This is a genomic window from Variovorax sp. Soil_C_19, from assembly GCF_057657255.1.
In genome coordinates this window covers 1-12,738 of record NZ_JBDGIV010000021.1, presented here as the reverse complement: position 1 = coordinate 12,738, position 12,738 = coordinate 1, and the positions used below count along the sequence as shown (strand labels likewise).

Below are 12,738 nucleotides of genomic sequence, written 5' to 3'. Positions count from 1 at the left end.
GACAACAACCATGCCCCTCGACCTCGACGCCGCCTCGTGCCTTCCGCAAGACGCCTCGCGCGCCACCCTCGTCGGCCGCATCTGGCAACCGAACGTCGGCCCGGTACTGGTCGCGGTCCATGAAGGCGGCCTGCACGACCTTTCGCAAGTGGCGCCCACGATGAGCGACCTGCTCGAAGCCGCGGGCTCGCCCGCCGACGCCGTGCAGCGCGCGGTACAGGCTGGCAAGGCGCCGCGCATTGCGTCGCTAGCCGACACCATTGCCAACAGCGACGGGACCGTTTCGCGCGATGAAGCGAAGCCCTGGCTGCTTGCGCCTTGCGACCTGCAGGCAGTCAAGGCCAGCGGCGTGACCTTCGTCGAGAGCCTGCTGGAGCGCGTGATCGAGGAACAGGCGCGCGGCGATGCGTCGCGGGCCGAGGCCACGCGTGCGGCGCTCGGCGGCGTGCTCGGCGACAACCTCGCGGGCATCGTGCCGGGATCGGCCGAGGCCGCGAAGGTGAAGGAAGTGCTGATCGCGCAGGGCGCGTGGTCGCAGTACCTCGAAGTGGGCATCGGCCCCGATGCCGAGATCTTCACCAAGGCGCCCGTGCTCTCGTCGGTGGGCACCGGCGCCGACATCGGCATCCATGCCGCCTCGGTCTGGAACAACCCCGAACCCGAGGTGGTGCTCGCGGTCAACAGCCGCGGCGAGACGCTGGGCGCGGCGCTCGGAAACGACGTGAACCTGCGCGACTTCGAGGGCCGCAGTGCGCTGCTGCTCGGCAAGGCCAAGGACAACAATGCCTCGTGCGCCATCGGCCCGTTCATCCGGCTGTTCGATGCGCACTTCGGCATCGACGATGTGCGGCGCACCACGGTGGCGCTCGAGGTGCGCGGGCCCGAGGGCTTTGTGCTCGAAGGTTCGAGCTCGCTCGCAAAGATCAGCCGCGATCCGCTCGACCTCGTGTCGCAGGCGATCGGCAAGCACCACGACTATCCCGACGGGCTCGTGCTGTTCCTCGGCACCATGTTCGCGCCGACGCAGGACCGCCACGGCCCGGGGCAGGGCTTTACGCACGTGGTCGGTGACCGCGTGCGCATTTCGGCACCCGAGCTGGGTAGCCTGGTCAACCGCGTCGTGCATGCCGACCAGGCGCCGCGGTGGACTTTCGGCTTAAGCGCGTTGATGCGCAATCTGGCGGGCCGCCAGCTGCTGTAAACGTTATTTCTACGAGTTCAAAGGAGTTGTACTTCTTTGTGACTCATTGGCAGCATGTTGCATTCTGTTGCTGTTGACCATTGTTCGCGTTCCCCTCAAGATACCCGCCTGTTAATGAAGTAACACGGGAGACAGAGGTTGCCGCCCAGCGAGATCGAACTACTGCAGTCGCCAGTCGAAGGTCCGCTTCCGTGTGGTGAAGACCTCGAGTACGACCCCGAGTACCTGGCACTGCAGCAAGCGGCGACGGGCAAGCGCGAACAGCAGTTCGGCTCGACCATCATCCCGGCCGAGCCGCCCGACTGGGCACGCGTGGAGCGCATCGCGAAGCAGCTCTGCCAGCGCACGCTCGACGTGCGCGTGCTGGTGCTGCTGACGCTGGCATGGACCGAGAGCCGGGGCCTGCCGGGCTACGTCGATGGCCTGCGCGTGGTCGACGGCGTGCTGCAGAAATTTTGGGACGCGGTGCATCCGCGCGTCGTCGACGATGGCTTCGAGGACCCGCTGCCGCGCATGAATGCGCTGGCCGCACTGGCCGAAGCCGAAGGACTCGGGCGCAGCGTGCGCGATGCGAAGCTGCTCGACGACGGCGGCGCATCCATGAGCCTGCGCCAGGTCGAGGCACTGCTCGATTCGAGCAAGGCCGACCAGATCGACTATCCGGGCGGCATTGCCCGGCTCAGGGAAGTGGCGCGCCGCGCCCAGGAGAAGGCGGCGGCGCCGGTGGTGGCCCTGCACGCGGCGCTCGAGCTGCTGCAGCGCATCCGCGAGACCTCGGAGCGCGCCCTCGGCCAGAGCTGGGCGCCCGACTTCTCTCGCCTCGAGCGGTCGCTGCGCACCGTCATCCAGCTGTTGCCCGAGCAGGCGCAGCCGGAGCCGACGGCCGCCCCAAGTGCCGACGCCGGGGCTGCCGATGCGAATTCGCAGGGCGCGCAGGGTTCAGCCTCTGCGGCGGGCGCAGGGCAGCACAACGTGGCCGCAGGCGCGCGCAAGCCGGGCATTCAAGAGATTGAAATATCGAGCCGTGATGATGTGCATGTGCTGCTGGAAAAAGCGTGCCAGTACCTGGAACGCACCGAACCCAGCCATCCGGCGCCGATGCTGATCCGGCGCGCGCAGCGGCTGCTGGACCTCAACTTCTTCCAGATCATCGAAGAGCTCGTGCCCGAAGGCGTTCAGAAGATTGAAAGCCTGGCGGGGCGGTCGCTGAGCGCGAGCTCGGCGGCCGAATGAACGACGGCCTTTGAGCCGCCTGCGCACGGCATCAGCAGCATCAGTCAAGGTCGATCAACACGCATTGAGATTCAAGAGGAAGCTTTATGGCAGACAACCGTGTCAGAAACAGTGGGCAGAAGTTCATTGCGCGCAACCGAGCGCCACGCGTGCAGATCGAGTACGACGTCGAGATCTACGGCAGCGAGCGCAAGATCCAGCTGCCGTTCGTGATGGGTGTGATCGCCGACCTCGCGGGCAAGCAGGTCGACCCGATGCCCGATCTCGCGGAGCGAGACTTCATGGCCGTGGACATCGACAACTTCGACGAGCGCATGAAGTCCATCAAGCCGCGCGTCGCCTTCCAGGTGCCCAACACGCTCACCGGTGAAGGCCAGATGAACGTCGACATCACCTTCGACAGCATGGACGACTTCTCGCCGGCGCGCATCGCGCGCCAGGTGGGCGCGCTCAAGCACCTGCTCGAAGCGCGCACCGAATTGTCGAACCTGCTGTCGTACATGGACGGCAAGAACGGGGCCGAGCAGCTGATCGCGCAGGCACTCCAGAACCCCGAGCTGCTGAAGTCGCTCGCCTCCGCGCCCAACCCCGCCGTGGCCAAGGCGGTGGAGGCGGCGAACGAGAAGTCGGGCACACCCGGCACCTCTTCCGAATAAGCAGGATCTCCACCATGAGCACCGCACCCAAACAGACAGCAGCACGCGCGAGCAGCGCCGCCACCGTCGAAGCGCTCGAGCCGAACGAGTTCTCCGACCTTCTGCAGCGCGAGTTCAAGCCCAAGACCGACCAGGCCCGCGACGCGGTGCAGAGCGCCGTCAAGACGCTCGCGGTCCAGGCGCTCGAGAGCACCGTCACCATCTCGAACGACGCCTACCGCACCGTGCAGGCAATCATCACCGAGATCGACCGCAAGCTCTCGGAGCAGATCAACCAGATCCTGCACCACGAAGACTTCCAGCAGCTCGAAGGCGCATGGCGCGGCCTGCACTACCTCGTCAACAACACCGAAACCGACGAGCAGCTCAAGATCCGCGTGATGTGCGCTTCGAAGCGCGAAGTGGCCCGCTCGCTCAAGCGCCACAAGGGCATCGGCTGGGACCAGAGCCCGCTGTTCAAGAAGATCTACGAGGCCGAGTACGGCCAGTTCGGCGGCGAGCCCTTCGGCGCGCTGATCGGCGACTTCCACTTCGACCACAGCCCGCCCGACGTCGAGATGCTCGGCGAGATGGCCAAGATCGCCGCGGCCGCGCACTGCCCCTTCATTGCAGGCGCCTCGCCCACGGTGATGCAGATGGACTCGTGGCAGGAACTGTCGAACCCGCGCGACCTGACCAAGATTTTCCAGAACACCGAGCACACCGCCTGGCGTTCGCTGCGCGAGTCGGAAGACGCGCGCTACGTCGGCCTGGCCATGCCGCGCTTCCTGGCGCGGCTGCCGTACGGCGCGCGCACCAACCCGGTGGACGAGTTCGAGTTCGAGGAAGAAACCGATTCGGCGCTGCACAACCGCTACACCTGGGCCAACTCGGCCTATGCGATGGGCGTGAACATCAACCGCTCGTTCAAGCAGTTCGGCTGGTGCACCTCGATCCGCGGCGTCGAGTCGGGCGGCGCGGTCGAGAACCTGCCCACGCACACCTTCCCGACCGACGACGGCGGCGTGGACATGAAGTGCCCGACCGAGATCGCGATCAGCGACCGGCGCGAGGCCGAGCTGGCGAAGAACGGCTTCATGCCGCTCGTGCACCGCAAGAACTCCGACTTCGCGGCCTTCATCGGCGCGCAGTCGCTGCAGCAGCCGGCCGAGTACTACGACGCCGATGCCACCGCCAACGCCAACCTGGCCGCGCGGCTGCCGTACCTGTTTGCGTGCTGCCGCTTCGCGCACTACCTGAAGTGCATCGTGCGCGACAAGATCGGTTCGTTCCGCGAGCGCGAGGACATGGAGCGCTGGCTCAACGACTGGATCATGAACTACGTCGACGGCAGCCCCGGCACGTCGTCGCAGGACACCAAGGCAATGAAGCCGCTGGCGGCGGCCGAAGTGCAGGTCGAGTCGATCGAGGACAACCCCGGCTACTACGCCGCCAAGTTTTTTCTCCGGCCGCACTATCAGCTCGAAGGGCTGACGGTGTCATTGCGGCTGGTTTCGAAGCTGCCGTCCAACAAGAAGGACAGCAGCTAGTTCAACCGTGTCCCGTGATCGGGCAACAATAACTTTGGGGGTTTCACCATGGCAGTAGACATGTTCATGCGCGTTGAGGGCGCGAACGGCGAATCCAAAGATTCGAACCACAAGGAGTGGACGGATATCACCTCGTTCGCATGGGGAGCGACGCAGCCCGGCAACATGGTCAGCGGCGGCGGCGGCGGCGTGGGCAAGGCAAGCTTCAACGACCTGCAGGTAATCGCGCGCATCGACAAGGCGGCACCGTCGGTGCTCAAGAACTGCGCGAGCGGCAAGCACCTGAGCAAGATCGAGGTCTCGGTGTGCAAGGCCGGCGGCTCGCAGATCGAGTACACGCGCGTCACGCTCGAGGAAGTGCTGGTCACCTCGGTGCAATACACGGCCGAGCAGGGCAGCGAGGCGGTGCTGGTGCAGTACGCCTTCCAGGCCGCCAAGGTCAAGCAGCAGTACTGGGAGCAGACCGACAAGGGCGGCAAGGGCGCCGAGACGGTGCTGGCCTGGAACATCAAGGAAAACAAGGAAGGCTGACCGCCGCTTTTTTCCTGCCCGGCCGGCCTTGCGCGCGCCGCACGAACGCGGCGCGCCGCGGCCGGCCTCTTCATCTACATGTTTCACTCGGCGGCGCCTTGTTGTGGGCCGCGTGCGAGTCAATGAGGACGTTTCATGGGCGATGGGTTTGCAGTGCTGGGCGAGCGCTCCGTGGCCGAGCACACCGAAGGGGTACAGCGGCAGATCCGCGCGAGTCCCCAGAACGCCAGCCTGCGCCTTGCGCTGTGCCATTTCCTGGCTCTCAAGGGCGAATGGCAGCGGGCTGAAGACCAGCTCAAGCTGGCCGCGAAGATCGATCCCGCGTTCGCGCCCGCCAGCGCCACCTGCGCCATGGCGCTCGCTGCCGAGCGCCAGCGCACCGAATTCTGGAACCACGGCGGCCCTGCGCCGGCCGTGATCGACGGCCGCGGCGAATGGGTCGACGCCCTCATCGCCGCCGCCGCGCTGCCGCCCGAGCAGGCCGCCGAGGCCGCCCGCCTGCGCGAAGCCGCGCGGCAGGCCGCACCCGCGGTGGCGGGCACCCTGTCGTTGGTCGACCGCACCGATGCGCGCGCCGTGCAGGCCATCGACGGCGAGCCGGTGCAAAGCAGCGCATTCGCCTGGCTCTGCGACGGCGACGTGCGCATCGGCGCCGTGCTGGAGCTGCTCACACCCTCGGGCTATGCCTGGCTGCCGCTGCCGGCGGTGCGCCGCATCAAGTTCGCGCGTCCGCAGCACCTGGTCGACCTGCTCTGGGCGCCGGCCATGATCGAGCTGCAGGACGGCCGCGGGCTCAACGGCCTGGTGCCGGTGCGCTATCCCGGCGCGCTCGATGCGCTTGACGACGAGGCCGTGCTGGGCCGCCGCACCGACTGGCTGCCGCTCGCGGGCGAGGAACAATATGCCGGTGTCGGCCAACGCACGTTGATCAGCGAAGCGGGTGACCATTCGCTGCTCGACATCCGCCAGATCGAGTTGGCCGACGCTGCTGAAGATGATGCAGCTGCCGGCGACGGGGAGCGCGTGGTCCAGTGAGCGCCGTGCTGCCCGCCAACCGTTCGGCCCCCGATGGCGACGGCGATCCGCAGGAAAGCGTTGCACGCGACCGCCTGCAGCCGGTGCTGCTCGACCGCCTGACCGACAAGCAGCCGCAGAACCGCCAGGAGCGCGCGGGCGCGTTCCTCATGAGCGGCAAGCTGTTGCGCGACTCGGTGCTGCGCGACCTGCAGTGGCTGCTCAACACCACCAACTTCGGCGCCGAGCACCAGATCAACGCGATGCCGCGCGCGCGTCGCTCGGTGGTCAATTTCGGCGTGCGCGGCTGGGCCGGCGGGCGCATGTCCGAGGTCGATTTCGCCGACGTGGAGGCCGCGATCCGCGCCGCCATCATCGACTTCGAGCCGCGCATCATGAAGGACAGCATCGACGTGCGCTGCGTCACCGACGCGAACGATCTCGAGCACCACAACCTGCTCGCGCTCGAGATCCGCGGCACGCTCTGGTCGGTGCCCTATCCGATCGAGTTCATCCTGCGTTCCGAGCTGGACCTTGAAAGCGGGCACATGGTGCTCCGTCCAACGGGAGGCTTGTGATGCGCTACCGCACCTCCGTGCAAGGAACACCGCGGAACCGGCTTTGCCGGGCCGCTGGTGTTGCCCCCGGTGAGGGGGAGGGAGAAGCGACACGCAGTGCGCGAAGCCTGGGGGAGAGCCACTGATGGACGCCAAGCTCCTCGACTATTACAACCGCGAGCTCACCTACATGCACGAGCTCGGGGCCGAGTTCGCCGAGCGCTATCCGAAGATCGCGGGGCGCCTGGGCATGCGCGGCATCGAGGTCAGCGACCCGTACGTGGAGCGCCTGCTCGAGGGCTTCAGCTTTCTCACGGCGCGCATCCAGCTCAAGATGGATGCGGAGTTTCCGCGCTTCTCGCAGCGGCTGCTCGAGGTGGTGTATCCCAACTTTCTCGCGCCGCTGCCCGCGATGGCCGTGGTGCAGATCGACGGCAACCTCAACGAGGGATCGCTGAAGGCCGGCTACGAGCTGCCGCGCCACACCATCCTGCGCGGCCGCATGATCAAGGGCGAGCAGACCGCCTGCGAATTCCGCACCGGCCATGCGGTCACGCTCTGGCCCATCAAGGTTGCCGAGGCCGGCATCGGCCCCGTGCCTGCGGAGATCGCGCATGCGATGCCGCTCGTGGCGCGGCAGGCCAAGAGCGCGCTCACCATCAAGCTCGAGGCCGTGGGCGGCGCCAGGTTCTCCGAGATGCCGATCGACCGGCTCGAGTTCTTTCTCTCGGGCGCCGAGCTGCATGCGCTGCGCGTGCTCGAGCTCGCGGTGCACCACGGCGTGGGGGTCGTGTGCCGCAGCGGCCCCGGCAGCACCGCGCGCATCGTGCCGCTCGGCGACGAGGCCGTGCGCCACGAGGGCTTCGACCCCGACCAGTCGCTGCTGCCCTACGACGCGCGCTCCTTCCAGGGCTACCGGCTGCTGCATGAGTACTTCGCGTTCCCCGACCGCTACCTGTTCTTCAGCGTGAAGAACCTGCGTGCCGCGGCCGCGGCCATGAGCGGCACGACGATGGAGATCGTGATCCTGCTCGACCGCGCCGACGCCGAGCTCGAGCGGCTCGTCGATGCGCGCCATTTCTCGCTGTTCTGCACGCCGATCATCAATCTCGTGCCGCGACGCAGCGACCGCATCCCGGTCGGTCCCGGGCAGCACGAGCACCATGCGGTGATCGACCGCACGCGCCCGCGCGACTTCGAGATCTTCACCGTCGAGCGCGTCACGGGCCACATGGCGAGCGGCTCGGAGGAGCGCGAGTTCAGGCCTTTTCTCGGCTCGTTCGCGGCCGACGACGGCGACTTCGGCGCGTACTTCTCGCTTCGCCGCGAGCCGCGCCTGGTGTCGGACCGCGCCCGCGCGCAGGGCACGCGCACCAGCTACACCGGCAGCGAGGTGTACGTGTCGCTGGTGGACCAGCACGATGCGCCGTTCCCGCACAGCCTGCGGCACATCACGATCGATGCGCTGTGCACCAACCGCGACCTGCCGCTCCTGCTGCCCACGGGGCTGGAGTCGGACTTCACGCTGCGCGTGTCGGCGCCGGTGCGCGCGGTGCGCATCCTGCGCGGGCCGTCGCGGCCCTATCCCGCGCTGGCGGAGGGCGCGCTCACCTGGCGCCTCATCAGCCATCTCGGGCTCAACTACCTGAGCCTGACCGACGTCGATGCGGCGCAAGGCGCGGCCGCGCTGCGCGAGATGCTCGACCTCTACGGCAACCTGGCCGACCCGGCGGTGCGCCGCCAGATCCAGGGCGTGCGCTCGATGGCGCTCGCGCCGGTGTTCCGGCGCCTGCCCGAGCCGGGGCCGATCGTCTTCGGCCGCGGCGTGGAGATCGCGCTCAAGATCGACGAGGTCGCCTTCTCGGGCGCGAGCCCGTACCTCTTCGGCGCGGTGCTCGAGCAGTTCTTCAGCCGGCATGTGTCGCTCAACGCGTTCACCGAGTTCTCGCTCGAAAGCCTGCAGCGCGGCGAGATCGCGCGCTGGGCGCCGCGCATCGGACGGCGGCCGACCGTATGAACCTGGCCGACACCCCCGACGGCGTGGCTGCAGGCGCGGGCGAGTTCGCCGAGGCCGGCGCGGCACCTGCAGCGGCACCGACGTCACGCCGCAGCGCCGCCGATGCGGACCCCGTGCTCTGGGCCAGGCTCGTCGAGCAGCCCTTCGAGCACGACCTCTTCATGCTGCTGCGCCGGCTCGACGCGCAGGGCGGGCATCCGCTGCTGGGCCGTGCGCCGCGCCCGGTCGACGAGCCGCTGCGCCTGGGCCAGGAGCCGTCGATGGCGTTCGCGCCATCGAACGTCTCGGGTGTCGATGTCGACGGCGACGGCCCGCCGCGCATCTCGATCTATGGCTTCGGCCTGTTCGGGCCCAACGGGCCGCTGCCGCTGCACCTGACCGAGTACGCGCGCGAACGCAAGCGCCACCACAGCGACCACACGCTGAGCGCCTTCGCCGACCTGTTCCACCACCGGCTGATCCTGCTGTTCTACCGCGCCTGGGCCGACGCGCAGTCGGTCAACAGCCTCGACCGGCCCGACGGCCACCGCTTCGTCGACTACGTCGCGAGCCTCATGAACATGGGGCAGCCGGGCCTCAAGCAGCGCGACCGCATCGCCGACCATGCGCGCACCCACATGGCCGGCCACCTCGTGCGCCAGACGCGCAACCCCGAGGGCCTGATCCAGATCCTGCGGCTGTACTTCGACGTGCCGGTGCGGGTCGACGAATTCGTGAGCGACTGGGTCATGCTCGACGAGCGGCAGGTCAGCCGCATCGGCCTGTTCGGGCGCAACCACCAGCTCGGCGGCGGCGCCACCATCGGCCTCGCAGTGCGCGACGCGCAAAGCAAGTTCCGCCTCGAACTCGGCCCGCTCTCGCAGGACGAGTTCCGCGCCTTCCTGCCAGGCAGCGCGCGGCTTTCGCAGCTGGTCGACTGGGTGCGCCAGTACATCGGCATCGAGTTCGCCTGGGAGCTGCGGCTCGTGCTGCGCAAGCCCGAGGCGCGCGGCATGCAGCTCGGCAGCGACCAGCGGCTCGGTTGGGGCAGCTGGCTCGGCGAACGCCTGTCCGACACCGACGCGGGCGACATGGTCTTCGCGCCCGAGGCGCTGTCTTCTCGCTCCGCCACGGCCGCCCGGGCCGGGGCTTCCACCGCTTCTTTCTCCCAGGTATGACCGACATCCGCCGCGTCTCGCTCTTCTCGAAACTGAACCCGATGCTCTACAAGGCATTGGAGACCGCCACCGCGTTCGCCAAGCTGCGCGGCAATGCCTACGTCGAGCTGGTGCACTGGCTGCACCAGATCCTCCAGCTGCAGGACAGCGACCTGCAGCGCATCGTCAAGCGCGCGGGCCTCAATCTCGATGCCGTCGAACAGGACCTGGTGCGCGCGCTCGACCGCCTGCCGCATGGCGCTACCTCGATCAGCGACATCTCCGAGCACGTCGACCACGCGGTCGAGCGCGCGTGGGTGTATGCGAGCCTGCGCTTCGAGGCCACATCGATCCGCGGCGGCTACCTGCTGGCGGGCATCGTCAAGACACCGGGCCTGCGGCAGGTGCTGTCGGGCATCTCGCGCGAGTTCGACAAGATCGTGCCCGACGTGCTGATCGCGCAGCTGCCCGCATGGACCGAAGGCTCGCCCGAGGACGACTTCGACGCCGCTGCACCGGCCGCTGTGCATGGGGGCGCGCCCGCGGCGGCGCACTCCGGCGACGGCCCCGCGGCCGGCGGTTCCGCGCTGGCCAAGTACGCGAGCGATCTCACGGCCAAGGCGCGCGCGGGCGAGCTCGACCCGGTGTTCGGCCGCGACGACGAGATCCGCCAGATCATCGACATCCTCATGCGCCGGCGCCAGAACAATCCGCTGCTCACCGGCGAGGCGGGCGTGGGCAAGACCGCGGTCGTCGAAGGCCTGGCCTCGCGGCTTGCCGCGGGCGAGGTGCCGCCCTCGCTCAAGGACGTGTCGCTGTGGGTGCTCGACCCCACGCTGTTGCAGGCCGGCGCGGGCGTGAAGGGCGAGTTCGAGCAGCGGCTGCGCCAGGTGATCGACGAGGTCGAGAAGAGCCCCAAGCCGATCGTCCTGTTCGTCGATGAGGTGCACACGCTGGTTGGCGCGGGCGGCACCGCCGGCACCGGCGATGCGGCCAACCTGCTCAAGCCGGCGCTCGCGCGCGGCCGGCTGCGCACCATCGGGGCCACTACCTGGTCGGAGTACAAGAAGTACATCGAGAAGGACCCGGCGCTCACGCGGCGCTTCCAGACCATCCAGGTGCACGAGCCCACCGAGCCCAAGGCCGTGGTGATGCTGCGCGGCATCTCGGCCGAACTCGAGAAGCACCACGGCGTGCTGATCCTCGACGCCGCGCTCGAGGCGGCCGTGAGCCTGTCGCACCGCTACATCCCCGCGCGCCAGCTGCCCGACAAGGCCGTGAGCCTGCTCGACACGACCTGCGCGCGCGTGGCGCTGAGCCAGCATGCGCTGCCCGCCGCGATCGAGGACCTGCAGCGCCGCATCGAGGTGCTCGGCATCGAGTCGGGCATCGCCGGGCGCGAGGCGGCCATCGGTGTCGGCGAGGCGAAGCGGGTCGACGACATCGCGGCCGATGTGGTTGCGGCGCAGGCCGAGCTCTCACTGCTGGAAGCGCGGCGCGTGGAAGAGGCGGCACTGGTCGCGCGCATCGTCGCGCTGCGCCAGCAGCTCGCGCCCGCGGCCGTGCCGGTGCAGGCGGAGGGCGATGAAGATGACGACGAAGCCGCGCCGGAAGACGTGCCGCCGCCGGCCGACCCGGAGCGCACGCCAGCGCAGTTGCGTGCCGAACTCGACGAGGCCCAGAACCAGCTCGCGCAGCTGCAGGGCGAGTCGCCGCTGATCCTCGCGGCCGTCGATGCGCAAGCCATCGCCACCGTCGTGGCCGACTGGACCGGCATCCCGATCGGCCGCATGGTGCGCGACGATGCGCAATCGGTGCTGCGGCTGGCCGAGACGCTGTCGGCGCGCGTGGTGGCGCAGCCCGACGCGCTCGAGACCATTTCGCGGCGCATCCGCACCGCGCGCGCGCGGCTCGACAACCCGAACAAGCCCGTGGGCGTGTTCCTGCTCTGCGGCCCCTCGGGCGTGGGCAAGACCGAGACCGCGCTTGCGCTGTCGGAGGCGCTCTACGGCGGCGAGCAGAACCTGGTCACCATCAACATGAGCGAGTTCCAGGAGTCGCACACCGTCTCCACGCTCAAGGGTGCGCCGCCCGGCTACGTGGGCTATGGCGAAGGCGGCGTGCTCACCGAGGCCGTGCGCCGCCGCCCCTACAGCGTGGTGCTGCTCGACGAGATCGAGAAGGCCCACACCGACGTGCACGAGATCTTCTTCCAGGTCTTCGACAGGGGCTGGATGGAAGACGGCGAGGGCCGGCACATCGACTTCCGCAACACCGTGATCATCATGACCTCGAACGTCGGCACCGACCTGGTCATGCAGCTGTGCGAAGACCCGACGCTTCGCCCCGACCCCGAGCCGCTCGCGCAGGCGCTGCGCGAGCCGCTGCTCAAGGTGTTCGCGCCGGCGCTGCTCGGCCGCCTCGTTGTAGTGCCTTATTACCCGTTGCACGCCGACGCGTTGCATCGCATCATCCGGCTCCAGCTCGACCGCATCGCCGCGCGCCTGGACGCGAACCACGGCATTGCGTTCGCCTACGACGACAGCGCCGTCGAACTCGTGGCGCGCCGCTGCACCGCCATCGAGTCGGGCGGCCGGATGATCGACGCGATCCTCACGCACACGATCCTTCCGCGGCTCAGCGAAGAGGTGATCGGCGCCACGGTCTCGGCGCGCAAGCTCGCGGGCGTGCGGCTGTCGGCGGCGGAGGACGACTTTCAGTACGAGTTTTCGCAAGCATAAGAAGGCATCAAGGAATGCATCAAGGAGACAACTTTCATGGCGCGAGTCGTTACGGCCCACACCCCGCTGGGTGAAGAGCAGCTGAAGTTCCGCTCGATGCGCGGCACCGAGGGGCTGTCGCAG

At 68.4% G+C, this 12,738-nt stretch carries 10 protein-coding genes; all 10 read left to right on the top strand.

The features are described 5' to 3' along the window. Positions 1-10 precede the first annotated feature (10 nt). Positions 11-1,201: a fumarylacetoacetate hydrolase family protein gene (locus tag AC3A6R_RS25235; protein ID WP_487865937.1), complete on the top strand. Its 1,191-nt coding sequence runs from the start codon at positions 11-13 to the stop codon at positions 1,199-1,201. Between the two features lie 138 nt (positions 1,202-1,339). Then, positions 1,340-2,434 carry a type VI secretion system protein TssA gene (gene tssA, locus AC3A6R_RS25230; RefSeq protein ID WP_487863198.1) on the top strand — a complete coding sequence of 365 codons (1,095 nt, stop codon included), beginning with the start codon at positions 1,340-1,342 and terminating at the stop codon, positions 2,432-2,434. A gap of 86 nt (positions 2,435-2,520) precedes the next feature. Next, positions 2,521-3,090 carry a type VI secretion system contractile sheath small subunit gene (tssB, locus tag AC3A6R_RS25225; protein WP_487863197.1) on the top strand — a complete coding sequence of 190 codons (570 nt, stop codon included), beginning with the start codon at positions 2,521-2,523 and terminating at the stop codon, positions 3,088-3,090. A 14-nt stretch (positions 3,091-3,104) separates the two neighbouring features. Then, complete coding sequence (gene tssC, locus AC3A6R_RS25220) at positions 3,105-4,619, top strand: type VI secretion system contractile sheath large subunit (protein WP_487863196.1); 1,515 nt, start codon at positions 3,105-3,107, stop codon at positions 4,617-4,619. Positions 4,620-4,667: 48 nt separating this feature from the next. Next, positions 4,668-5,150, top strand: coding sequence for an Hcp family type VI secretion system effector (locus AC3A6R_RS25215; protein WP_487863195.1), 483 nt, complete (start codon positions 4,668-4,670; stop codon positions 5,148-5,150). Positions 5,151-5,285: 135 nt separating this feature from the next. Next, the gene (locus AC3A6R_RS25210; protein WP_487865936.1) at positions 5,286-6,185 is read left to right on the top strand and encodes a type VI secretion system accessory protein TagJ; all 900 of its coding nucleotides are present in this window, start codon (positions 5,286-5,288) and stop codon (positions 6,183-6,185) included. Continuing rightward, entirely contained in the window at positions 6,182-6,742 is a 561-nt protein-coding gene (tssE, locus tag AC3A6R_RS25205; protein ID WP_487863193.1) for a type VI secretion system baseplate subunit TssE, read from the top strand. Before AC3A6R_RS25210 ends, tssE begins: the two co-directional genes overlap by 4 nt. A gap of 124 nt (positions 6,743-6,866) precedes the next feature. Beyond that, a complete protein-coding gene (gene tssF, locus AC3A6R_RS25200; RefSeq protein ID WP_487863192.1) occupies positions 6,867-8,738 on the top strand; it encodes a type VI secretion system baseplate subunit TssF in 1,872 nt (623 codons plus the stop codon). Then, entirely contained in the window at positions 8,735-9,895 is a 1,161-nt protein-coding gene (gene tssG, locus AC3A6R_RS25195) for a type VI secretion system baseplate subunit TssG (RefSeq protein ID WP_487865935.1), read from the top strand. Before tssF ends, tssG begins: the two co-directional genes overlap by 4 nt. Then, positions 9,892-12,615 (top strand): type VI secretion system ATPase TssH, encoded by a 2,724-nt coding sequence (gene tssH / locus AC3A6R_RS25190; RefSeq protein WP_487865934.1) that lies wholly within the window; start codon positions 9,892-9,894, stop codon positions 12,613-12,615. The genes tssG and tssH overlap by 4 nt, the downstream gene beginning before the upstream one ends. Positions 12,616-12,738 lie beyond the last annotated feature (123 nt).